Source organism: uncultured Lutibacter sp. (genome assembly GCF_947493565.1).
GTDB classification, from domain to species: Bacteria; Bacteroidota; Bacteroidia; order Flavobacteriales; family Flavobacteriaceae; genus Lutibacter; species Lutibacter aestuarii.
Genome location: NZ_CANLRG010000008.1, coordinates 51,479 through 76,106, shown reverse-complemented (window position 1 = coordinate 76,106; position 24,628 = coordinate 51,479). Strand labels below are relative to the sequence as shown.

Genomic DNA, 24,628 nt, shown 5'->3' with positions numbered 1-24,628 from the left:
TAAATGTTGTAATATTTTATTTACAAACAGCTTCTAGAGCATCTTCGATATCTCCAGGTGTGCTCATAATTTTCATAAATGTACCCATAGTCAACTCAGGCCAATGTAAGGCAAGTCTATACTTACCGTGTAACATAGTTGCTGTTTTATTTTGTAAAATAATTTCATAAGGCATTGCAGCAATATGGCCTTCACCAATTATTGGTAAAAAATGATTTTCACCTTCTTCTTTATTTTGCAATCCAATTCCAAATACTGCAACCTTTTCATTTTTATATACAATTTTATACACTTCAACTGTTTGCCCTTTTTTTGCTTTTAAATTATTTTCAATGGTTTTTAATCCTTCTTCAAAAGATGAAAATTCATTTAAAGTTATTGGATCTGTAAAGTAAGGCATCATTATTTTGTAATGATATTTTTTTAATTTATCAGCTTTTAAACCCCCACCAAAAGGTTTAAATTCTACTCCAATACTGGATAGTGAAGATTTTAAATCTGAGTTAAACTTTTTAAAAGTGCTACTAAAAGTGTTGTAGTTGTCTCCAAGATAAGCTCTTAAAATATAATCAGGGTTGGTGTAAGAAATTGTAATTTTTCCATTTTCTTGTACTAATCCAATTTTAAAAGCTGCAGCTAATGCTCCTCTATCAGTGACTTTCACTACCGTGTTTTTTAAGTCTGTTCTAGTAAATACAAGTACCTTTAATCTAGCTTTATTTGAAGGACTATAATTTCCTATAATATTAAATGAATTATTTTGTAAAGCCTGTGTAACTTTTTCAGTTACTTGTTGCATAGATTCACTAGACTCTCCCACTTTTATGTATGGTGCTACCTCTTGTCCAAAGGCGGTAAATGTCATTAAAATAATTGTGATACTACTAAAAATTAAGTTCTTCATAATTTTGATTATTAATTACTCAAAATTACTTTATAATGAATTTCACTTAGCTGATATAAGTCATTCTGTAACTATTGTTACAAGTTCAAAATATTTTGTAGTTTTATATCGCTATGATAAAGTTTTTGAAATTTGTACCTTTTCAATTAACCATATTTTTGGTGTTGGGCATTTTGGTTGGTAAATATTTTATAATCCAACCCCAACTAATAACACTACTTAATTTTTTTGCAATATTAATTTTAGCGATAGTTTATTATTTTGAAAATAAACGGTACTTCCCTTCAATTAAGTTTTCCATTGCAGCTTTTTTAGCAATTTTTTTTATAGGAATTAATGCCATAGTTTTAAGTACTGAAAGCCATAAAAACAATCACTATTCAGTTTATACCAAGTCTTCAAAAAATCAAAAATCTAAGAAAGTCATTACAATTAAAAAGGTTCTTAAACCTACGATGTTTTATGATAAATATGAAGCTGAAATTCTACAAGTAAATAATCAAATAACCTTAGGGAAAATTTTGGTTAATTTGGAAAGAGATTCTTCAAATGTAATTTTGAATGTTGGTGATACATTTATAGTTAACTCTGGTTTAAAAGAAATAAAAAAGCCTTTAAACCCGTATGAGTTTAATTATAAAAACTATTTGAAGAATCAACAAATCAATCATCAAATTATTATTTCTGAAAGAGAACTATTTTCCATTGCAAAAACAAATATTACCTTAAAAAATATTGTTGCTAAAATTAGAATAAAAATTATAAAATCATTAAAAAAATATGGGTTTAAAAATGATGAATTGGCAGTTGTAAATGCCCTAATTTTAGGTCAAAGACAAGATATCTCAGAAAGTTTATTGGAAAGTTATACAGGTGCTGGTGCCATACATATTTTGGCTGTATCTGGTTTACATATTGGTATTATATTAATGTTGTTAACATTTATTTTTAAGCCTATTAGTTATTTTAAACATGGTAAAACTTTGACTGCTGTAATAATTATACTATTGTTGTGGATGTATGCAATTATAGCAGGCTTGTCTCCATCGGTTGTAAGAGCTGTTGCAATGTTTACTGCCATTACTATTGGAATGTATTTAAATAGGCCTTCAAATGTTTACAACAGTTTAATAATTTCAATGTTTTTTTTGCTGCTTTTTCATCCTTTTTATTTGTTTGAAGTAGGTTTTCAATTAAGTTATTTAGCGGTATTTTTTATTGTGTGGATTCAGCCTAAATTATTTAATATATGGATTTCAAAAGTATGGATATTGAGAAAAATTTGGCAGTTGTTTACAGTTTCAATAGCTGCACAAATAGGTGTATTACCATTAAGTTTGTATTATTTTCACCAGTTTCCAAGCTTGTTTTTTATTTCTAATTTGGTAATTATTCCTTTTTTAGGAGTAATTTTAATAGTAGGAGTTATTATAATTGTTTGTGCTATTTTAAATATTTTACCTTCTATTGTAGGAGATTTTTATATTTTAATTATACAGAAGATGAATTTTTTTGTGAGCTGGATTGCTCATCAAGAAACATTTTTGTTTAAAAATATTCCATTTTCATTCAGCGCAATGCTCGCCAGTTATTTAGTTATAATTCTTTTTGTTAAATGGCAAGAAAAAAAATCAGTAATTCGTTTTAAATTTGTTCTTTTTTCAGTTATAGTTTTTCAAATAGTTGTATTGCTTGAAAAACAACAACTTGAAACCACCAATGAATTTATTGTTTTTAATAAAATAAAATCAGGTATTATTGTTCAGCGTTATGGAGATGATATCATTTTATTCTCTAAGGATTCAATTTCTAAAGAAAATTATCCAGTAAAGCCCTATCTTATAGAAGCTGGGATGCATAAGTTGAAAGTTCAAGCGCCAAGAAATTTTTATCAATTTTTAAATACAACAGTTTTAGCTGTGGATAGCTTAGGAATTTATAATATTGAAACGATTAAACCAACGGCTATTTTATTACAATATTCCCCAAAAATTAATTTAGAGCGTTTGTTAAATACATTACACCCTAAGTTAATAATTGCAGATGGATCCAATTATAAAAACCTTGTGAAAAATTGGGAAGAAACTTGTTTAAAAAACAAAACTCCTTTTTACAATACCATGCAAAAAGGAGCTTTTATATTAAGAGGATAAGCTTTTAAATTACTCTTTAAATTCAGGTTTAAAGTTGGAGGCATATTCCGTAAAAGCTTCTTGCGATTTGATGTTTTTATAATCTTCTTTTTTAATCAGCTTTAAAAATAATTCTAATTGTTGAGGTGTTTTATAACCTACTACGGGTGTTATTAAATTATTTTCTTCATCTAAAAATAACATAGTAGGGTAAGCTCTTACACCTAAATATCCAGATAATTGATGAGAGCTATTTCTTCCTTTTTTATTAGAATCAAAATTTGGGTTGGTAAAAGTTTCGCCTTTAAAATTTACTACTTCATTTCCTTCAGCATTAAACTTTACGGCATAAAAATTATCATTAATATACTTTACAACATCTTTATTTTGAAAGGTGTTTTTATCTAGCATTTTGCAAGGTCCACACCAAGTAGTATAAGCATCAACAAAAATTTTCTTTGGAGTTGTTTTTTGAGCGGTTAACGCTTCTTCAAAACTCATCCAATTTATTTTTTGGGCATAGGTTGTAATGCTCAAAAGCATTATTATTACTATAATTAATTTCTTCATATAACTATTTTAAATTCTATTTTTTAGTTTGACGATTAGTTTTTTTAAAAATTACACTTTACTTTAAATTTATTTAACACCATGCATTAGTTTTTTCAATACAGGGTTTAATAACAGCGCAATAATCCCAATAATTATTGGAACAAATGTAAATATTAAAAAGAAAGTTGAAATGTCATACTTAGCGGTGATATCATCAATCATTGAACCCATTTTACCCGATGTTTTGTTTCCAATTGCCAAAGCTAAATACCAAACACCAAACATAAAGGCAATCATACGAGCAGGTACTAATTTACTAACATATGATAAACCTACAGGAGAAACACAAAGTTCGCCTAGAGTGTGGAAAAGATATGCAAGAATTAACCAAACGATACTTACAGAAGCTGTTTTAGCACCTTGAGGTATGCCCGAAGCACCATAGGCTAAAAAGGCAAAACCAATTCCTAAGAAAAAGAGCCCTATTGCATATTTGTTAGCGGGTTTAGGATTGTATTTGCTTTCCCACCATTTAGAAAATAGTGGTGCAAATGCAATGATAAATAAAGAGTTTAAAATTAAAAACCATGTAGCAGGAATTTGAATTTCATTTTCTTTTTTCTTAATAATAGTTGCGGAAATATTGGTATCAATTAATTCAGCTTGTTCGTCTGTTAGGTACTTGTAGTTCACTCCTTTTTTATCAATATCAATAATAGCTATTTTATCATTTTTCACAAAATCATTGGCTGATCTAATCACTGTGGTATTGTCAACTAAAACAGCGTTTTCTGGCAGTTTTGTATTTGCAGTTATAGCGTATGTTTTAGTAGTTTCTTTACCTTGATTATTTGTCTCAGATATTTGATAAGTTTGATATGAAATTTCATAAGAATAGGTGTTGAAATTATTGTAAATTTTCCAAACAACAATTCCCCAAATTAATACAAAACTAAATCCTAAAATTAAGTTAGAAATCAAATATTTTTTAAAAGTTTGACGGAATAATAAAAATAAGACCCAAGTAATAATGGCAATTGGAACTACGGTTATAATGACATCAACAATATTAAAAATTAAGGCGGAATTTCCAGATAATATTCTACTAGTATAATCTTTAGCAAAAATACTCATTGATCCACCAGCTTGCTCAAATGATGCCCAAAAGAAGATAATAAAGAATGCAAAAATGACTACTGCAATCATTTTATCACGAGTTATTTTACTGTATCTTACAATACGTGATCCAAGTAAAAAGACAAATAAAACGAGAGTTACTAAAATGGTTTGACCTGAATAATCTGTCCCTCCAAACTCTAAAAAGTTTACCTCTCCAATTTTAGAAAGAGGATCATTAATAACCCATGTTAAACCTAGAGCTGCTACAATTACGATTATTATTTTATCAATTAATGTAAAAGGGTTTAATTTATCTTCAATTTCGGTATGGTCATCAGCTTCAATTTTTTTATTGTCTTTGTTAGGTTTACTTCCTGCTTCTCCAAAAATACCTTGTGCTAATGTAAATTGTAACAATCCAAGTAGCATAAAAATACCTGCCAATCCAAATCCCCAACTCCAACCTAAAATTTCACCTAAATAGCCACACAGCATAATTCCTAAAAAGGCTCCTGCATTAACTCCCATGTAAAAAATAGTATACGCGCCGTCTTTTTTCTCTGGAAAATCTTTGTAAAGAATAGAGATAAATGAACTCATATTAGGTTTAAAAAAACCAGTTCCAATAACTAATAAACCTAATCCTAAATATAAAAAGAAAGGAGTTTCTATTGCCATACTTGCGTGACCAAAAGTCATAATTAAAGCACCAATAATAATTGCTTTTCTATTTCCTAAATATTTATCGGCTAAAGTTCCACCAATTATTGGAGTTAAATATAGCAAAGCTAAATAAGTACCATACAATGCTAATGCATTTTCTCGAGGCCAATCCCAGCCCCCAATTCCCAAGGCACTTACTAAAAATAATACCAATAAGGCACGCATTCCATAAAATGAAAAGCGTTCCCACATTTCGGTAAAAAATAATACAAAAAGACCCGAGGGGTGCCCTAAGACTTGCGTGTCGAAAAATTCGTTTCTAGATTTACTCATATTGATAAGTGATGGTAATTAAGATTATTTAACAGTTCCAATAATAAATTTATCGTATAAATACAAGCAGATAACAGTTCCAATACCAATGGCACTAAATAGCATCCAAATTTTTGAGGGGTTGTAACTTGTCCATAAAAAATCTGTTAATTGTTGGTTGGTCATCCCCATTAATTCACCTGCTTTTGCAATATAATCGTTTTGAGAAAACCCATCTCCAATTTCTTGAATTTCTAAACCACGTTTGGCAACTTCAGTTTGTAATAGGCTTATTTTATCTGACCAAGCTTGGTACACATCTCCAGATAAAAACCCGGTAACATAGTTTCCTACGGCAACAGGTAAAAATGAAGTCCCCATATATAGTGCTTCTTTACCTTTTGGAGCAATTTTACCAACATATTCTGTAAATTTTGGAGAACTTGCCATTTCACCTAATGCAAAAATGAAGATACCAAGAATTACAAAGAAGCCATTGCCAGTGCTAAATGCCAATCCAATACCAATAGCATTAACAATAATACCAGAAATAATACCATTAAGTGGTTTAAATCGCATTACTAAAGTAGAAATTAGTATTTGAAAAAGTATAATTGCTCCAGCATCTAAATTTACCATCATTTCTGGTGCAATTGTTCCATCTTTGGTTCCTATAGCTGCTGCTAATTTTGGAGAAATATTAGCGATAGAATCATAAATTACACTGGTATTTACCCATTGATCTATAAAGTTTGGAAGTGTATAAAAAAGTTGATTAAACATGGTCCAAAAGCCAACCATAATTAATAAAAACAAGGTTAGCTTTTTATCGGCTAAAGCTGTAACTATATTGGTTAATGACTTTTTTAAAGTAGTTCCTAAACTTTCGGTTGACTTTTCTCTTTCAGGTTCTTTATAAAAGAATAATACTAAAATTAAGTTAACAGCTATTGCAGATGCAGCCATAAGGAAAACAATTTTCCAACCATAAGCTTCACGTAATTTTGATGAGAATATTGGCCCAATAAAACCACCAATGTTAACCATCATATAAAAGATACCAAAACCAATAGATGAAGTTTCATCATCAGTAGTTTTTGTGATTGTAGCAGAAATAACAGGTTTAAATAAAGCAGCACCTAATGCAACCCATAAAAAAGCGAAGTAAACCAATCCGTAAGAAGACACTTCACCCATAAAGAAATATCCTGAGCCAAGGATTATATATGCAATAATCAATACTTTTTTATAACCAATTCTATCAGCAATAGCTCCTGTAATTAATGGTAATAAATAAAGAATACCAGTTACAGTACCCATAATACTACCTTTTTGACTTTGAGTAAATCCTAAAGCACCGTCATCAGTTGAATTGGTTAAGTATAATGCTAAAACAGCAAATAATCCATACCATGCCCAACGTTCAAACAATTCCATAGTGTTCGCTACCCAAAATGCTCTTGGAAACTTCTTAAAAACCTGTGTAAATTTCATATTGTAAATTTATTTATATAAAAAGCCCAAATCACATGTATTTGAGCTTTTTAAAGTTATATTATATATTTTGTAACATTTAACTAGTTAAATAAGTCCTAAACTACTCCGTGCATTAATTTTTTTAGAGGTTTGTTAAAAATTATAATCAGTAATGAAATACCAATTAATACAAATCCAATAGTTGAAAAGATTGAGATGTATTTATCTAAACCTTCTGCAGCGGTTAATACTTGTCCGCTATCACTATGCCCTCCAGTTAATGAAGCAATTTTACCTCCGACATAATTAGCAATTGCAAAACTTAAAAACCAAGCTCCCATTGCAGTACCAGCAATATTTTTCGGAGATAGTTTAGTTACCATTGATAATCCAATTGGGGATAAGAATAATTCACCAGTTGTATGCAATAGATAAAGAACTACTAACGTAATTAAAGGTACTTGATAAGCTTCATTTACAAATTGTAAACCAACATTAGTTACTAAAAACCCTAATGCCAGTTGTAAAATTCCGAAAGCAAATTTTAAAGGAATACTTGGGTTTTTACCTATGTTAGCAAGTTTTACCCACATTACTGAAAATATTGAACCAAAAACAATAATAAAGAATGGGTTAAAAAACTGGGTCATAGATGCAGGCATTTCCCAGCCAAAAATACTTCTATCAACATTTCTGTCAGCAAACAATGTTAATGAAGTTCCTGCTTGTTCAAAGCAAGCCCAAAAGGTAATGTTAATAATCATAAAAATTAATAAAGCTATCATTCTATCTTTCCAAATAGAAACTTTTTGTTCAGCGTCTGCGGTAATTCCTGCTTTGATTAATGTAAATGAAATAAATAAAAACAGACCAATTAAAATATAGTCCATCCAACTATTTTGAAGTATTAAAAAATAGCACACTGGGATTAAAAGTAACGATAAAATTCCGACCATATGTGCTTTGTTTAAAGGTCCAAAAACTTTTTGCTTACCTTCTTCGGTAAAACCTAATCCTTCTGCAGCTGCATAATTATTTCTACCTGTCCAAAAGATGATAAGTCCTAAAAGCATACCAATACCTGCTAAGCCAAAGCCATATTTAAAACCATAAGTTTCACCAACGTATGCAATAACGGTTGTAGCTAAAAGTGCTCCAATATTAATTCCTATATAAAAAATAGTAAATCCAGAATCTCTTCTTGGATCACCATCTTCATATAATTTACCAACAATTGTAGAAATATTTGCTTTAAAATAACCATTACCTATAATTAGTGCTCCCATACCAATCATTAAAAATTGTTCAGAACCTCCTAAAATTAAAAACTCACCAATAGCCATTAAAATAGCTCCTAATAAAACGGCATTTCTATATCCCAAAAATTTATCAGCCATTTTACCCCCAAGTATTGGAGCAGCATAAACCAATCCAGTATATGCTCCATAAATTAAAGCCGCATCCGCATCGCCTTTCATTAAAGATTTTACTAAATAAAGTGTTAAAAGTACTCTCATTCCATAGTAACAAACTCTTTCCCACATTTCAGAGAAAAACAGCGTCATTAGCCCTTGTGGATGTCCTTGCTTAATTTGATTATTTGTCATAATGATTATTTAAATTAAATTATTTAAAACAGTTTTTAGTTTTTGAAGCTTATTAATCTATAAAAGGCTTCATTGTATGTTCTTTTTTTCCTAAATTTTCTTTGATAAAAGTAGTCATTTTATTGTACAAATGTAATCTTGTGTTTTTACCTCTGTATATTCCATGTGTTTTATCTGGATAAATAGCTTGTTCAAAAGGTTTATTTGCTTCAATCAGCGCATTGGTTAAACGCATGGTATTTTGCACGTGTACATTGTCGTCCCCACTTCCATGAACTAACAAAAATTTACCTTTAAGCATATTAGCATAATTAATAGGAGAATTTTCATCATATCCTGCAGGATTTTCTTGAGGAGTTCTTAAAAATCGTTCTGTATAAACCGAGTCATAAAATCGCCAACTGGTTACAGGTGCAACTGCAATTGCCATTTTAAAAACATCATTTCCTTTTAATAAGCAGTTAGTACTCATATGTCCTCCAAAGCTCCATCCCCAAATACCAATTTCATTTGCATCAATATACGGTCTTTTAGCTAATTCTTTTGCAGCATCAATTTGATCTATAGTTTCGTATTTAACTAAATTTAGATAGGTTGATTTTTTAAATTCGGCACCTTTAAAACCTGTTCCTCTTCCATCAACACAAACTATAATATAACCTTGTTGAGCTAAATGTTGAAACCAATAATCGTTAGTTCCATTCCAACTATTACTAACAGATTGTGAACCTGGGCCAGAATATTGTGTCATAAATAGCGGATACTTTTTATTGGCATCAAAATTAGAAGGTTTTAATATCCAAGCATTAAACGCACCATGTTCAGTTTTTAAGGTAAAAAATTCTTTTTTGGAAAGCTTATAGGTGTTTAATTTTTCTAAAAGTTTTTGATTGTTTAATACCTCTTTTAATTTTGTGCCTTTTGCATTATGAAGTGTATATATAGGCGGCATATTAGCGTCAGAAAAAGTATTGATAAAATAATTTAAATTTTTACTAAATGAGGCATAATTGGTTCCTGATGCATTGGTTAATCTTTTTTTATCTTTTCCATTTAATTTTATAGAATAAATTGTTCGGTTGATAGAACCATCTTCAACAGATTGGTAATAAAGAGTTTTTGTTTTTTCATTAATACCATAAAAATTAGTGACTTCCCAATCACCATTTGTAATTTGGTTTTTTAGAACTCCTTCATTTGAATAATGATAAATATGATTAAATCCATCCTTTTCACTTGTCCAAATAAAGCTATTGTCTGTTAAAAAAGTTAAATTGTCATGAATATCTACATATGCTTTGTCCGTTTCATTTAAAACAACCTTAGCAGAATTATCGGTAGCATTTATAAAGTATAAATTTAAATTGTTTTGATGGCGATTAAGTGTAGTTACGCTTAAAATATTAGCTTGATTAGTCCACTTTATTCTAGGAATGTATTCATAATCACCAACATTTATTTTTGAAGTTTTTTTGTTAAAAATGTTATACAAATGCAAGGTAACAACCGCATTTTTTTCACCCGCTTTTGGGTATTTAAAAACTTGTTGTGTTGGATAAAGGTTTTTACCTGTAATATCCATTGAAAAAGTTGGAACTTCAGTTTCATCAAAACGTAAAAATGCAATATTTGTACTATCTGCACTCCAATCAAAAGCTCTTACAAATGAAAATTCTTCTTCATATACCCAATCGCAAATACCATTAATAATAAAATTTTTCTTCCCATCAAAAGTCACCTGAGTTATTTCATTGGTTTCTAAATTTTTAATAAAAATATTATTGTTTTTTGCGTAGGCTACTTTTTTGCTATCTGGTGAAAAAGTAGGTTCTTGTATTTTGTCTTTATCAACTAATTGTAACTTTTTTGTAGCCAAATCATATACGTAAAAAACTCCTAAACTAGATCTTCTGTAAATAGGTTCTGAGTCTACACCAAGTAATAATTTTGTTTCATCATTATTAAAATTATAGCTTTCAAAATATTTTAAACCTTGTAAGTTTTTACTATCAACAATAGTTTCTACTTTTTCTAGTGTAGCATAACTATATTTATCAACTGAAGTGCTGCGTGAATTTCTATCAAAATTTAATAGGGAATAAAAATCTCCATTCATAGAATTTAAAGAATTCATTCTTTGGGTGCTAAAAGTGCCGTTCCAAATTTCTTCTAATGAAATGTCTTGTTTTTGCGCTGTTGCTAAGGAAGTTATACTAATAAATAGAATAAATAATTTTTTCATAAAATTATGATTTCTTAAAATAAGTGTCAAGTTTAAGAAAAATTTCGCAAAACGGACCTGAAAAAAATCATAAAAGTACTCATAAAGGATATTTGTTAAATTTTAATATTTAAAAAAATTATCTTTGTCAAAACAAAAAAACAGCACCATGCCCAAAACCGTAAATGGATTTTCAAAACTTACAAAACTGGAAAAAATAGATTGGTTAGTTTCAAATTTTTTTGATAATGATATTAAAGTGAAGCAAGTTTTAATGCAATATTGGAATGCAAATCCAATATTACAAGATTTACATGATGATTTTATTGAAAATACGATTTCTAATTTTTATGTACCCTTTGGAATTGCTCCAAACTTTCTTATAAATGGAAAGGATTATGCAATCCCTATGGCAATTGAAGAAAGTTCGGTGGTGGCTGCAGCCTCTTTGGTTGCTAAATTTTGGAGTACTAGAGGTGGGTTTAAGGCAAAAGTGATTTCTACAAAAAAAGTAGGTCAGGTCCATTTTATGTTTCAAAATAATAAGGGTGAACTTCAAACATACTTTAATCAAAAAAAAGAAGAGTTGTTGAAAGCTACAGAGACCATTACTCAAAACATGAAAAATCGAGGAGGTGGAATTTTAGATATTGAACTTCGAGATAAAACATCGGAATTAGCCAATTACTATCAGCTTCATGTCACATTTGAAACTGTAGATAGTATGGGCGCTAATTTTATCAACTCTTGTTTAGAAGCCATCGCTCATGAATTTGAAAAAGAAGGAATTCAAATAGTGATGAGCATTTTATCAAACTATGTTCCAGAATGTTTGGTTTATGCCGAGGTAAGTTGTAAAGTAGAAGAGTTGTATGCAGAAAATGCTGAATTGTTTGCTCAAAAATTTGTACAGGCTGTTCAAATAGCCAATGCAGAACCTCATCGAGCAGTAACTCATAATAAAGGAATTATGAATGGTATTGATGCAGTAGTAATTGCAACAGGGAACGATTTTAGAGCTATTGAAGCCGGTGCGCATGCCTACGCTTCAAAAAGTGGAACTTATAAAAGTTTAACAAATGCTTCTATTGAAAATGGAGTTTTTAAATTTTGGATTGAAATACCATTAGCGCTTGGCACCATTGGAGGATTAACATCTTTACATCCACTATCTAAACTTTCATTAAAATTATTAGGAAATCCATCCGCAAAAGAATTGATGGAAATTATTGCTGTTGCTGGTTTGGCACAAAATTTTGCAGCTTTAAGAGCCTTAACAACTACTGGAATTCAAAAAGGACATATGAAAATGCACTTAACTAACATTATAAAGCAGTTAGGTGCTAGTGAAGAGGAAAAGCAGTTTTTAATTAATTATTTTGAAAATAAAACCATTACTCATAATGCGGTTGTTGAAGCATATAAAAAATTAATAGGAGATAATTAACATGGAGTATTACAGCAATGGTAAATTATTACTTACAGGTGAATATTTTGTACTTGATGGAGCAACTTCATTAGCGGTTCCAACTGCTTGTGGACAAAATTTGCAAGTAACATCAATAAAAGAGCCTCAGTTAATTTGGAATAGTTTCACTAATGAAGGAATTTGTTGGTTAGAAGTAATTTTTGATTTACCCAACCTTCGTTTAGTAAGTGCAACTTTTGAAGCTAGTGAAGACGGAGGAAACGATACTTTAGCTGAAAATTTAAGAACTATTTTACAAGAAACACAAAAATTGAATCCTTCTTTTTTAAATTCAAATAATGGATTTAAGGTAAAAACCAATTTAACATTTCCAAAAAATTGGGGTTTGGGCACTTCTTCAACTTTAATTAATAACATAGCCAATTGGGCAAAAGTTAATCCATATCAATTACTTGAAAATACATTTGGTGGAAGCGGTTACGATATAGCTTGTGCACAATACAATACCCCAATTTTATATAAGAGAAATGGTGCTAAACCATTAATTGAGCAAGTAAATTTTAATCCAGTTTTTAAAAATCAATTGTATTTTGTGTATTTAAACAAAAAGCAAAATAGTAGAGAAGGAATTATACGTTACAAGAAGTTAAAAGGAAAATTAACTTCCGAAATTCAATATATTTCAAATTTGTCAACTTCATTTTTAACTTGTGATAAATTACAAGATTTTGAACAACTTTTAATTGAGCATGAGCAACTAGTTTCAAAAATTATTCAAATAAACCCAGTTCAAAAAGAATTATTTACCGATTATTTTGGGCAAACTAAAAGCTTAGGGGCTTGGGGAGGTGATTTTATTTTGGCAACAGGCAATAATGATACTCCTAACTATTTTAATAGCAAAGGTTTCCAAACAGTAATACCTTATACAGACTTAATTTTGTAATGAAAAAGAAATTTATCATTATTGGAGGTGGTGCTGCTGGCTTTTTTGCAGCAATTAATGCTGCAGAATTCAACCCTAATTTGGAAGTAATAATTTTAGAAGGGAGTAATAAAGTATTACAAAAAGTGAAAGTAAGTGGTGGTGGTAGGTGCAATGTAACACATGCTTGTTTTACACCAAGTGAATTGATAGAATTTTATCCTCGTGGAAAAAAAGAATTATTAGGCCCTTTTCATCAGTTTATGACTGGTGATACTATGGAATGGTTTGAAAAAAGAGGGATTTTGCTAAAAATTGAAAACGATAATCGAGTTTTTCCTGAAAGTAATTCTTCTCAAACTATCGTAGATTGTTTTTTAGAAAGTGCAAAAAATGTTGGAGTAAAAATTTTGACAAGTACTAGGGTTAATGCAATAGATAAACAACAAGAAAAGTATCAAATTACTACTGAAAAAAATAATTTTGAAGCTGATTACCTGTTAGTAGCTACAGGAAGTAATTCTAAAGTATGGAACATGGTTGAAAAATTAGGACATTCTATTATTGAACCAGTACCATCGTTATTTACGTTTAATATTTCAAATCAATTATTAAAAGATATTCCTGGTATTTCTGTTCCAAATGCATCCATTAAAGTGTTGAATTCTAAATTATTTGAACAAGGTCCTTTATTAATTACTCATTGGGGGTTAAGTGGACCAAGTATTTTAAAGCTTTCAGCTTGGGGAGCTCTTGAATTGAATGCAAAAGAATATCAATTTGAAATTGAAGTAAATTGGCTATCTAAAAAATACGAAACTATTCTAGAATTTTTAAAATCCACAAAGAAACAACAATCAAAAAAACAAGTTATAATAAGGTCTATTTTTGAAGAAATTCCAAAAAGATTGTGGGAAAAATTAGTAACAGCATCTCAAATACCAGTAAATTTTCAATGGGCGCAGCTTAGTAATTTACAGTTAGAAAATTTAGCTAAGCAGCTTACTCAAAGTGTTTTTAAAGTTACTGGAAAAAGTACATTTAAAGAGGAATTTGTAACAGCAGGAGGAGTAGATTTAAAAGAAATTAATTTTAAACGCTTTGAAAGTAAGCTTCATAAAAATTTATTTTTTGCAGGTGAAATTTTAAATATTGATGCAATTACAGGTGGTTTTAACTTTCAAAATGCTTGGACTAGCGGTTGGATTGTTGCTAATACTATTTCTACTTTATAAAAAATGAAAATACAAATAAGATATAAAAGATTGCACCTGAGATGGATTTTTGTTTTCGGATTATTTTGGCTGGTTTTAGGGATAATAGCAATCACAAATAATTTTGAAAACTATTTAAACTATGGCTATTTAATAGCGGCATTGCTTTATTTTGGAATTTATTTTTTTAAAAGTAAGAAGCAATACCTGACTTTTGAAAATAATGTAATTACGTTAAATAAATTAATTCCTAAAAAAATAAATTTAGCAGATTTAAAACAACTTAAAAAAAATGGTAAAGACTACATTTTGAAATCAGATATTGAGGTACTATACATTAAAACTCGTTTGATTGATAAAAATTCACGTAAAGATTTGAATACAATCTTGAAAAATTGGAAAGCTAATTAAGCCAATTGTCCACGGTGAGGTTTTAAAGCATCTCTATAAATTTTCATAGCTGTTTCATCTATGGTTATAAATGTAATACTATGCATTTCAGAAATTGCAATAAAATTGATTTCATAAAAATGTAGTTTTTTAATATTGGCAAATTCTTTTAAATGAATGCAATGGTGTTCAGCAGTTTTTAATGAAGTTGAACCTTTAAAATCCCAAATGAGTTTTAGTTTTTTATTCAAGAGTATTCTTTTTTATAGGTGACTTATATAAATTAATAAATTTCCACTTTTATATGAAATAACTACCGTTTCTTCATCGGCTTTATTTCTAGTTCCAATTCGTTCGCCAAAAGTTAAATCTTCATTTTTAAGTGGGTATTTTAGCCCTTTAGTGCTTATTCCGTAAGCATTTGGAAAAGGAATTAAAGAAATATTCCTGCCTTTTACTTTAGTTAACTCAATGTGTTCTTTAATAAAAAAATATTTTCCAAAGTCATCAAAAAATGAAATAGATACATCTAATTTCCATTGTAAAGCAGTACTTATATTTCCTAAAAAATGGTCGTGTTCTTTTCCACTTCCTCCATAAACATCAATATAATAATAACCTCGTTGTTTTAAAATTTGTAATGCTTTTTCAAAGTCGGTATACTCTTGGTTAGGTGTTTTAATTACCTCAACAGTTGTAGGTATATTGTGTATAGAGTCAAAATCTCCAGTAACTAAATCTGGTAATATGTTGTTTGCTTCAAAATGGTTGTAGGCACCATCAATGGCACATACCATATCGTAATATGATAAGTTTGGAATTTCTTTTGGAGCATCACCATTAAGTAATAAAAAAGCCTTTTTAGTTTTCATTAAAGCAAAAGTAACTAAAAAGGCTTTCCCAGTAGAATTTTTATTCTTTAGATTTTAGATCAATCATTCGTTGCTTGTGATTTACACTTCCACTCAGCTCGTAAGCTTTTGTTATAAACTTTAAAGCATTTTTGTAATCTTCCTGAGACTCATAGTATTCGGATAGTGAATCATATGCGTTTGCACTATCAGGATAATATTTAACCCCCATTTCAAAGAATAGCTTAGCCTTTTGAGGTTGACCCATTTGTAGGTTCATATAACCATAACCATTGAGCATTTCTTCAAGCATAGGTGGAACTGTATACCCAAAGTTTTTAGCATAAATATTCGTTTGTTCATTTAGCATTTCCTTGATTTCATCAACAGTAGTTTCAGGGTTATTGTATTTAGGTGGGTTTTTAAATTGAAACCATTTAAAAATAAAAACTAATCCATCTCTAATTGATGGCAAAGGAACAGTTCCGTGTAAATCTTCAGGATATATCTTCCATAAAAAGTTTAATTGGTTTTCATTTTGTGTTTCTGCAAACCTTGAAAATTCTATGATTGAACGCCCAAACAGCGTAAACTCAGATGTGTTGTTCATTACATTTTCAGTAGTAATTGTTTCATCCATCATATGCAATTGTTCTGCTGCAAGTGATACAAAAAGAGATTTCCCTTTAAAATTTTCAATAGCTAATTTTTGTTTGGCTTCTTTTAATAGTTTTTGATTGTCCCAATCTAAACTTGGATCAATTGCAATGTAGTTTTTAAAATTTTCAGAATGATTTAACAACATATTTATGGTAAACAATCCTCCGTAAGAATGACCAATTAAAGTTCTATAATTAGTCGTTTTGTAATTTTTATCAATGTAAGGTATGAGTTCAGTTTTAATGTATTTAGTAAACTCTTCAGCACCACCAGTATCTTGTTTGAATGCTGATCCACGTCGCGTTTTTATTTTTGAAGTGGTTAAATCTCTAGTTCTATTTGTTTGATTAGAAATTCCAACTAAAATCATATGTGGTAAATAATGTCCCCAATAGTTTGATTGTACAGTTTCTAAAGTGCTTAAAAGCATACTTCCATCTAAAATATAAACAACTGGATATTTTTCAGAACTGTCGGGGTTATAATTTTCAGGTAGTTGGATCCAGAATTTTTTGTGAGTTTCAAAAGTGTTGGAATATAGGCTGTCGGATTTAACAACGTGATTTAAATAATAATTACCTTTTGAAGATTGAGAATAACCTGAAAAGGAAATTAGAAGCATTAAAATTACCTTAAAAGTTGATGACAAAATTTTGTTCATTGATGTGATTTTAGATTTAGTAATAAGAAAAGCCTTTAGAGTAGTATTTTGCATTAAACATTACTTTAAAGGCGTGTTAGTTTTTTATATGTAATGGATTGAATAATTATTTTTTTAGAACTGATAAAAGTATAATTCCCGCTCTACCAACTAAGAATATCACCATTCCAAAAGTTGGGCTCAATAGCGCTATCTTTAATCCAGCAGCTAATACCGAAGGAGCAACATCTCCTGCTGCTTGAATTGAATCAAAAGCACCGATCAAACCAATTAGTTGTCCTAAAAAACCCCACACCAAAGCGAATAAACTTATGTGGCTAATTAATTTTTTAGTTTTTCCTTCAGCGTCACCTTTCAAAAATGCTTTAATAATTAGTGCTATAACTATTAAAAACATTATTAACATTGGATACGTAAAAGTTGGTCCTCCATCGTTTAAAAGATTGATAATTAAAAAATTCATTTTATTTATTTTTTAGTGTTAATACACTTCAAAAGTATTCCTTAAAAAGTCTGATGGATTCAAAATTCGATAGAATACAAGAAATGAATTGTTAACACCCAAATTAGTCCATTTTTTGGTAAACTTGATTAGTTTATGTCAAATATCGCTACTTTTTTGAATTCTATCGCAAAAGGAGTTACTTTTAACTGAAAAAGCTTGATATTGCACCATTAATGAAACTATCAAAAGAAGTTTATAAAGGGTTAATTACAGTTGTTTCTCATTTAGTTTTCTGGCTGATTATATATTTCATTTATACCTATTTTTTAGGATATGGAAGTAATAATACGGAATATGTAAATAAGTTTTCAATTTATTTAATGCCAGTAACTATATGTGTTAGCTATTTCTTTTTATACTTTTTAATTCCCAAATATTTACTCACTAAAAAACAAGGACTGTTCTTGCTATATAGTGTTTATACATTTATAGTTTCAGCTTTTTTGATTATACTATCCATACTTTATGCTTTAGTTTTTTTAATTGAATTAAACTCAAAAGGAACACCACCACTAACTAAATCGTTACCATTTATAATTTTGGGAGTTTATTTTGTGGTTTTAATGGTGATTGTTTTTGGATTGGTTTTATATAATTATAAATCAATTGTAAAAAATGAAGATTTAAAAAATAAGTTTTTGCAAACCCAGTTACAATTAAAAGAGCAAGAGTTGAAGTTTTTGAAAATGCAGATTCACCCACACTTTTTATTTAATTCATTGAATACGATTTACGGATTTGCACTTAAAAAAGGAGATGAAACTCCAGATATGATTTTAAAACTCTCTAATTTGTTAGATTATATTTTATATCAGGTTAAAAAACCGACTGTAAATTTAATTGAAGAAATCAATCATATTAATGAGTATATTGAGTTAGAAAGAATTAGGTTTCAGGATACTTTAAAAGTTAGTTTTAATTCAGATATTGAAAATGAGTCAATTCAAATTCCTCCAATGTTACTAATTCCTTTTGTTGAAAACGCTTTTAAACACGGAAGTATAGTAAATGGTATTTTAACTATTGAGATTGCTATTGAGCAATATAAAAATGAATTTAATTTCAGTATAAAAAACACAGTAAAAGAATCAGTCAATAATATTGAAAAAGGAATTGGATTGGAAACAGTTAAAAAGCGATTGGATTTATTATTTAACAATGATTATGAGTTAAATATTGATGAATCTAATGATAATTTCAATGTTCAATTATTCATTAAAAACTTATAAAAATGACAAATAAAATAAATTGTTTGGTTGTTGATGACGAACCAATGGCCCGTGAAATTCTGAACAGTCATTTAAAAAAAATTGAAGTTATAAAAGTTATTTCAACATGTAAAAATGCCATAGAAGCGTTTAATATAATTAATACAAATCCAATTGATTTGATATTTTTAGACATTAATATGCCCGAAATTTCAGGGCTTTCTTTTGCAAAGTCAATTAACAAAAACATTAAAGTAATATTTACAACAGCTTATAGAGAATATGCAGTAGATGGGTTTAATTTGCAGGCAGTAGATTATTTATTAAAACCCATATCATTTGAGCGTTTATTACAAGCAGTAAATAAATATGTAGGTGAAAATACTTTTGAAATAATTGAAGAAAAAGTTGAAATTAAACAGAAAAAAAGTGAATTTATATTTGTGCGTGCTGATAGAAAAATGGTAAAAGTAAACTTTTCAGAAATTCAATACATAGAAAGTTTTAGTGATTATTTAAAAATTCATTTATTAGATAAGCTAATTGTAACCAGAGAAACCATTACAAGTATTGAAGCAAAATTACCTCAAAATGAATTTATAAGAATTCATAGATCATTCATAGTTTCAATTTATAAAATAAACTCGTTTACTAACGAATTTATTGAAATAAAAAATAAAGCACTTCCAATTAGTAGAAGTTATAAAAAAGAGGTTTTACAAAGGTTAGAAAATGTTTAGCTAAAACAATTATCTTTGTCAAAATTTTTTATTTTGATTGAAACCGATTTTATTTTATCCGATTTTTCTTTATCCAAAATACAAGAAGGCGCAGTTACATGGAAAACACCAAGTAATATTGCATTGGTTAAATATTGGGGGAAACAAGAACCCCAAATACCTAAAAACACTTCTATCAGTTTTACGTTAGATGCTTGTTTTACCTTAACTACACTAGAATTCAAGTTGAAAACCAAGCTTCAACCAGAGTTTAATTTTGAAATTTATTTTGAAGGAGAAAAAAAAGATGATTTTAAGCCAAAAATTGAAAAGTTTTTTGAAAGAATTGAACAATATGTGCCTTTTTTAAAACGATTTGATTTGGTAATTAAAACTCGCAACTCTTTTCCTCACAGTAGTGGAATAGCTTCTTCAGCTAGTGGTATGAGTGCTTTGGCATTGTGTATTATGAGTTTAGAAAAGCTAATTAAACCAACAATTTCACAAGAATTTTTTAATAAAAAAGCTTCTTTTTTAGCTCGTTTAGGATCGGGGAGTGCCTGCAGAAGTATAGAAGGTGAATTAATTGTTTGGGGAAATCATTCTAAAATTGAAGGAAGTTCTAATTTGTTCGGCGTAAAATATCCATATAAAGTTCACAAAAATTTTAAAAATTATCATGATACAATTTTGTTAGTTGACGAAGGTGAAAAACAGGTATCAAGTACAATAGGACATCAATTAATGTTGAACCATCCTTTTGCTCAACAGCGATTTAAACAAGCGAATGATAATATTTTAAAAATATCAGAAATACTTCAAAATGGAAATCTAAAGCAGTTTATAGAAATTGTAGAAAGTGAAGCATTAAGTTTACATGCAATGATGATGACAAGTAATCCTTACTTTATTTTAATGAAGCCCAATACTTTAAAAATTATCAATAAAATATGGGAGTACAGAACAATAACCAAATCAAATGTTTGTTTTACGTTAGATGCTGGTGCAAACGTTCATGTATTATTTCCAGAAGAGGAAAAAGAGAGTGTTAATAATTTTATAATAAATGAGTTAGTTCAATTTTGTCAAGAAAATCATTATATTTGCGATAGAATTGGATTAGGGGCAAAACGATTATCCAATATTTAAACTTATGAAAGGACCGCTTTTTTACGCGAAAATTTTACTTTTTGGAGAATATGGAATTATTAAAGATTCCAAAGGCTTAGCCATTCCTTATAATAGTTATAAAGGAGCATTAAAAAAATCTGAAAATTTAACAGATATTGCTGAAAAATCAAATCAAAATTTACAAAAGTTTTACCATTATTTACAAAATTTAAACAATGAAAACTTAGTAAGTTTTAGATTGAATGAGTTTAAAGCAGATATCGATGCAGGAATGTATTTTGATTCAAGTATCCCTCAAGGTTATGGGGTTGGAAGTTCAGGAGCTTTAGTTGCTTCAATATATGATAAGTATGCCATTAACAAAATTACCGTTTTAGAGAATTTAACTAGAGATAAATTGCTTAAATTAAAAGAAATATTTTCTTTGATGGAATCTTTTTTTCACGGAAAAAGTTCTGGTCTAGATCCTTTAAACTCTTATTTAAGTATTCCAATATTAATCAATTCTAAAGATAATTTAGAAGCTACAGGCATTCCTTCTCAAAGAGAAGGTAAAGGAGCTGTTTTTTTATTAGATTCAGAAATAATTGGTGAAACCGAACCAATGGTCAATATTTTTATGAATAAAATGAAGAATGAAGGCTTTAGAAAAATGTTGAATGAAGATTTCGCTAAATTTACAGATGCTTGTATTGATGACTTTCTGCATGGCAATGTAAAATCTTTATTTGAAAACGTAAAGCAATTGTCAAAAGTAGTTTTAGATAATTTTCAACCGATGATTCCTAAACGTTTTCATACAATTTGGCAAAAAGGCTTAGAGTCTAACGATTATTATTTGAAACTATGTGGTTCTGGTGGAGGTGGTTATATATTAGGGTTTACGGAAGATTTTAACAAAACTAAAAGTATTTTAAATGAGTATAAACTTGAATTAGTTTATAGATTTTAAAACTTAAACGTTATCATTTTTCAAATGATAAAAACGATTGCTTACTTTTATGGATTTACTTGAGATTTCTAAAAATAACAGTAAAAAAAACGCTCCGTTTTATGTTAAAATGTTAAGTTTATTTTCTGTTGTTAGAGGCTATAATATATTACTTATTATAATAGCTCAATATTTAGCTTCAATTTTTATTTTTTCTCCAGAAAAATCTCTCAAACATGTACTGTTAGATATTGATTTGTATTTTATTGTTTTGGCAACTACTTGTGTTATAGCTGCAGGTTATATTATCAATAATTTTTATGATTATGAAACAGATAAAATAAATAAACCATTAAAAACTAAATTAGATGCTATAGTTGACCAAAAAATAAAACTTCCTATTTACTTTATTCTTAATTTTCTAGGATTTATTTTTGGATTGTTAGTTTCTTGGAGAGCAGCGTTGTTTTTCTCGGTGTATATTTTCTCAATTTGGCTGTATTCACATAAGTTAAAAAAATACCCATTAACAGGTTTATTCTCTGCGGCCATATTAGCTTTACTTCCTTTTTTTGCTGTTTTTGTTTATTATAAAAACTTCTCCGAAATTATTTTTACACATGCAGCGTTCTTATTTTTTGTCTTATTAATTAGAGAATTGGTAAAAGATTTGGAACGAATTAAAGGCGATTTTGTTAAAAATTATCAAACAATAGCTGTAAAATATGGGGAGTATTTTACTAAAATATTAATTTCTTTTTTAGTAGTATTAACATTAAATCCTATTTATTTTTTATTAAAATATCCTGAAATAGGAGGGATGAAATATTACTTTTATGCAAGTGTTTTAATTTTAATTTTATTTTTATGCTTTTTATGGTTTAGCAAAAGTAAGCGAAACTATGTGTTGCTCCATTGGATGTTAAAATTACTAATTCTAGCAGGAGTATTTAGCCTCGCTTTAATTGACTATTCAGTATTAATTGAGCGTATTATTCCAAATTAAGATAATTTTGGTATTAGTTTTTATTTGGATCGCCTTGTTTATTGCTTTTTAGCACTTCAACTCTTCTTCTTTTTTTGCTAGTAGTTGTGGTAAGTGAGCTTTCTTTCATTTTTTTATTAACCCACCATCTTTTTAAATTTGGGTTTTTACGAATTGGGTTTATAATAACTCTTTTTATTGAAGTGGATGTTACTTCTCCTTTAACATCATCAAATTTTATGTAACCAAATGCTTTTCGTTCCTTTTTTTTAATGGTTTTAGTTTTAAAAGCCACCTGTTTTTTAAGCTCATTTTTTTCTTTTACTTGAGCAAATGAGATGGATGTAATTAAAAATAGTGTGATAATTAATGTAGTTTTCATAATACTTAATTTTTAGTTTATATAATTATATAAATGAACCTTAAACATTGTTACCCATTATTTTATAAGAATTTTGATGTTATTAATATATTAAAGCTATTTTTGCAAAAAATATAACATATAACAATGAATTCAAGTAAAAACTCGTCGAGAGGACGACAACAAGGGAAAAAAAATCCTCAGAAACCTACCCACAATAAGTTTGAAGGAAAAAAGAAGTATTCAACTTCTAAAAATGAAAATACCAAGAAATCTTTTAAGAAGCCTTTAGATGTTGAAAGAAAGGCTACTTCAAAAAATACAAGCTCAAATTCAGAAGGTATTCGCTTAAATAAATACATTGCAAATGCAGGAATTTGTTCTCGTCGTGAAGCGGATGTCTTTATTAAAGCTGGAAGTGCCACAGTTAATGGAAAGTTAGTTACTGAAATGGGATACAAAGTATCTCCAACTGATGAAGTGAGATTTGACGGAACCTTAATAAGTCAAGAAAAAAAGAGGTATGTATTATTAAATAAACCTAAAAACTTTATTACAACTATGGATGATGATAGAGGCAGGAAGACTGTGATGGAATTAATAGGAAATGCTTCCAAAGAACGAATTTATCCAGTTGGTAGACTTGATAGAAATACAACAGGATTATTGTTATTTACTAATGATGGTGAATTGGCAAAAAAATTAACGCATCCAAAACATAATATTCAGAAAATATATCATGCAACCTTAGATAAAAAATTAGCAATGAGTGATATGCAAAAAATTTCAGAGGGTTTTATGTTAGATGATAGACGTGTGATTGTAGATGAAATATCATACATACAAAACCAGCCAAAAAATGAGGTTGGAGTAAAAATACATTCAGGAAGAAATAGAATTGTGCGTAGAATTTTTGAACATTTTAATTACAATGTTATAAAATTAGACCGTGTAATTTTTGCAGGTTTAACTAAAAAAGATTTGCCTAGAGGTCATTGGAGGCATTTAACCGAGATGGAGGTAAATACTCTTATGATGTTGTAATACAGTAATTTATAAAATTTATTTTCAGAATAATTAAATTAATTTTATTCATAATAATATTTTTATATATTTGATTTTTATAGATATTAAATCATAAATAAATTTTATTTTAAAAGTTTAATTATAACTAGTTTGTTTTGAAGAGAATAATAGTAGATTATAAAAAATTAACACCTGAAATTTTAAACTTATTAGTAGAAAAATTTCCTGATGGTTATGGCATTAGAGATATCGTTAAATTTACAAATCATAAAGGTCAATATATAGAAGCAGTAGAAGTTTCTACAGAAGATACTATGTATTTGGTAAAAATTAGCGATGAATTAGTAGATAGTATGGAAAGTCATGAAGAAGATGAAGAAGATATAGTAATTAGTGACGATTTAAATATTGATGTAGATGATGCCGATTTAGAAGTTGATTTAGATGATGATTAACAATTAAAAATTTATACAAAAAAGCCGCGTGGATTTACCTATCGCGGCTTTTTTATTTAGTAAAATAAAAAAGCCTAAACAAATTTGTTTAGGCTTTTATGGTGGTGCCTCCAGGAATCGAACCAGGGACACAAGGATTTTCAGTCCTTTGCTCTACCAACTGAGCTAAGGCACCATCGCTTTAGCGGTTG

At 28.8% G+C, this 24,628-nt stretch carries 23 protein-coding genes and 1 tRNA gene; 12 read left to right on the top strand and 12 right to left on the bottom strand.

Translation table 11 applies throughout. The annotated features are described in order from the left end of the window. Positions 1-16: 16 nt before the first annotated feature. Positions 17-904, bottom strand: coding sequence for a hypothetical protein (locus tag Q0714_RS11205; protein WP_298265053.1), 888 nt, complete (start codon positions 902-904; stop codon positions 17-19). Between the two features lie 125 nt (positions 905-1,029). Here Q0714_RS11205 and Q0714_RS11200 point away from each other — a divergent pair, with 125 nt between their 5' ends. Then, a complete protein-coding gene (locus Q0714_RS11200) occupies positions 1,030-3,057 on the top strand; it encodes a ComEC/Rec2 family competence protein (protein WP_298265051.1) in 2,028 nt (675 codons plus the stop codon). 9 nt (positions 3,058-3,066) lie between these two features. Here Q0714_RS11200 and Q0714_RS11195 read toward each other — a convergent pair whose 3' ends face one another. The 5 genes from Q0714_RS11195 to Q0714_RS11175 all read right to left on the bottom strand — a co-directional run bounded on the left by Q0714_RS11195 (position 3,067) and on the right by Q0714_RS11175 (position 11,007). Continuing rightward, entirely contained in the window at positions 3,067-3,606 is a 540-nt protein-coding gene (locus tag Q0714_RS11195) for a thioredoxin fold domain-containing protein (RefSeq protein WP_298265048.1), read from the bottom strand. A gap of 69 nt (positions 3,607-3,675) precedes the next feature. Continuing rightward, entirely contained in the window at positions 3,676-5,703 is a 2,028-nt protein-coding gene (locus Q0714_RS11190; RefSeq protein ID WP_298265044.1) for a peptide MFS transporter, read from the bottom strand. A 24-nt stretch (positions 5,704-5,727) separates the two neighbouring features. Next, positions 5,728-7,176, bottom strand: a complete 1,449-nt coding sequence (locus Q0714_RS11185) for an MFS transporter (protein ID WP_298265041.1) — start codon at positions 7,174-7,176, stop codon at positions 5,728-5,730. 98 nt (positions 7,177-7,274) lie between these two features. Beyond that, positions 7,275-8,765, bottom strand: a complete 1,491-nt coding sequence (locus Q0714_RS11180) for a peptide MFS transporter (RefSeq protein WP_298265038.1) — start codon at positions 8,763-8,765, stop codon at positions 7,275-7,277. 52 nt (positions 8,766-8,817) lie between these two features. Further along, complete coding sequence (locus Q0714_RS11175) at positions 8,818-11,007, bottom strand: S9 family peptidase (RefSeq protein ID WP_298265036.1); 2,190 nt, start codon at positions 11,005-11,007, stop codon at positions 8,818-8,820. A 148-nt stretch (positions 11,008-11,155) separates the two neighbouring features. Here Q0714_RS11175 and Q0714_RS11170 point away from each other — a divergent pair, with 148 nt between their 5' ends. The 4 genes from Q0714_RS11170 to Q0714_RS11155 are packed head-to-tail and all read left to right on the top strand — an operon-like array spanning position 11,156 to position 14,965. After that, a complete protein-coding gene (locus Q0714_RS11170; RefSeq protein WP_298265262.1) occupies positions 11,156-12,433 on the top strand; it encodes a hydroxymethylglutaryl-CoA reductase, degradative in 1,278 nt (425 codons plus the stop codon). 1 nt (position 12,434) lies between these two features. After that, positions 12,435-13,361 (top strand): GYDIA family GHMP kinase, encoded by a 927-nt coding sequence (locus Q0714_RS11165; RefSeq protein WP_298265034.1) that lies wholly within the window; start codon positions 12,435-12,437, stop codon positions 13,359-13,361. Beyond that, positions 13,361-14,575, top strand: coding sequence for an NAD(P)/FAD-dependent oxidoreductase (locus Q0714_RS11160; RefSeq protein ID WP_298265031.1), 1,215 nt, complete (start codon positions 13,361-13,363; stop codon positions 14,573-14,575). The genes Q0714_RS11165 and Q0714_RS11160 overlap by 1 nt, the downstream gene beginning before the upstream one ends. Positions 14,576-14,578: 3 nt before the next feature. Beyond that, positions 14,579-14,965 (top strand): hypothetical protein, encoded by a 387-nt coding sequence (locus Q0714_RS11155; RefSeq protein ID WP_298265028.1) that lies wholly within the window; start codon positions 14,579-14,581, stop codon positions 14,963-14,965. Here Q0714_RS11155 and Q0714_RS11150 read toward each other — a convergent pair. The 4 genes from Q0714_RS11150 to Q0714_RS11135 all read right to left on the bottom strand — a co-directional run bounded on the left by Q0714_RS11150 (position 14,962) and on the right by Q0714_RS11135 (position 17,579). Continuing rightward, entirely contained in the window at positions 14,962-15,195 is a 234-nt protein-coding gene (locus tag Q0714_RS11150; protein WP_298265025.1) for a hypothetical protein, read from the bottom strand. The two genes, Q0714_RS11155 and Q0714_RS11150, sit on opposite strands and share 4 nt — an antisense overlap. A gap of 12 nt (positions 15,196-15,207) precedes the next feature. Then, positions 15,208-15,816, bottom strand: a complete 609-nt coding sequence (locus Q0714_RS11145; protein ID WP_298265022.1) for a thiamine diphosphokinase — start codon at positions 15,814-15,816, stop codon at positions 15,208-15,210. Positions 15,817-15,856: 40 nt separating this feature from the next. Then, entirely contained in the window at positions 15,857-17,116 is a 1,260-nt protein-coding gene (locus Q0714_RS11140) for an alpha/beta hydrolase-fold protein (RefSeq protein ID WP_298265019.1), read from the bottom strand. A gap of 106 nt (positions 17,117-17,222) precedes the next feature. Beyond that, a complete protein-coding gene (locus Q0714_RS11135; RefSeq protein WP_298265017.1) occupies positions 17,223-17,579 on the bottom strand; it encodes a MotA/TolQ/ExbB proton channel family protein in 357 nt (118 codons plus the stop codon). Between the two features lie 215 nt (positions 17,580-17,794). On the opposite strand from Q0714_RS11135, the gene Q0714_RS11130 reads away from it, so the two are divergent. Genes Q0714_RS11130 through Q0714_RS11110 form a run of 5 tightly spaced genes read left to right on the top strand, consistent with a single transcriptional unit; the run spans position 17,795 to position 22,616 of the window. After that, on the top strand, positions 17,795-18,850 hold the full coding sequence (locus Q0714_RS11130; protein ID WP_298265014.1) for a sensor histidine kinase: 1,056 nt from the start codon (positions 17,795-17,797) through the stop codon (positions 18,848-18,850). Between the two features lie 2 nt (positions 18,851-18,852). Next, a complete protein-coding gene (locus Q0714_RS11125) occupies positions 18,853-19,569 on the top strand; it encodes a LytTR family DNA-binding domain-containing protein (RefSeq protein WP_298265011.1) in 717 nt (238 codons plus the stop codon). A 33-nt stretch (positions 19,570-19,602) separates the two neighbouring features. Continuing rightward, a complete protein-coding gene (locus Q0714_RS11120) occupies positions 19,603-20,697 on the top strand; it encodes a diphosphomevalonate decarboxylase (RefSeq protein WP_298265260.1) in 1,095 nt (364 codons plus the stop codon). A 4-nt stretch (positions 20,698-20,701) separates the two neighbouring features. Then, complete coding sequence (locus tag Q0714_RS11115; RefSeq protein WP_298265009.1) at positions 20,702-21,631, top strand: mevalonate kinase; 930 nt, start codon at positions 20,702-20,704, stop codon at positions 21,629-21,631. 49 nt (positions 21,632-21,680) lie between these two features. Further along, the gene (locus tag Q0714_RS11110) at positions 21,681-22,616 is read left to right on the top strand and encodes a geranylgeranylglycerol-phosphate geranylgeranyltransferase (protein ID WP_298265007.1); all 936 of its coding nucleotides are present in this window, start codon (positions 21,681-21,683) and stop codon (positions 22,614-22,616) included. A gap of 13 nt (positions 22,617-22,629) precedes the next feature. Here Q0714_RS11110 and Q0714_RS11105 read toward each other — a convergent pair whose 3' ends face one another. Continuing rightward, positions 22,630-22,977, bottom strand: a complete 348-nt coding sequence (locus Q0714_RS11105) for a hypothetical protein (RefSeq protein WP_298265005.1) — start codon at positions 22,975-22,977, stop codon at positions 22,630-22,632. Between the two features lie 126 nt (positions 22,978-23,103). Here Q0714_RS11105 and Q0714_RS11100 point away from each other — a divergent pair, with 126 nt between their 5' ends. Both Q0714_RS11100 and Q0714_RS11095 read left to right on the top strand, forming a co-directional pair. Then, on the top strand, positions 23,104-24,000 hold the full coding sequence (locus Q0714_RS11100) for a pseudouridine synthase (RefSeq protein ID WP_298265003.1): 897 nt from the start codon (positions 23,104-23,106) through the stop codon (positions 23,998-24,000). A gap of 137 nt (positions 24,001-24,137) precedes the next feature. After that, entirely contained in the window at positions 24,138-24,437 is a 300-nt protein-coding gene (locus tag Q0714_RS11095; protein ID WP_298265001.1) for a hypothetical protein, read from the top strand. Between the two features lie 99 nt (positions 24,438-24,536). Here the strand turns inward: Q0714_RS11095 and Q0714_RS11090 are convergent. After that, positions 24,537-24,612, bottom strand: a tRNA-Phe gene (locus Q0714_RS11090). Between the last annotated feature and the right edge of the window lie 16 nt (positions 24,613-24,628).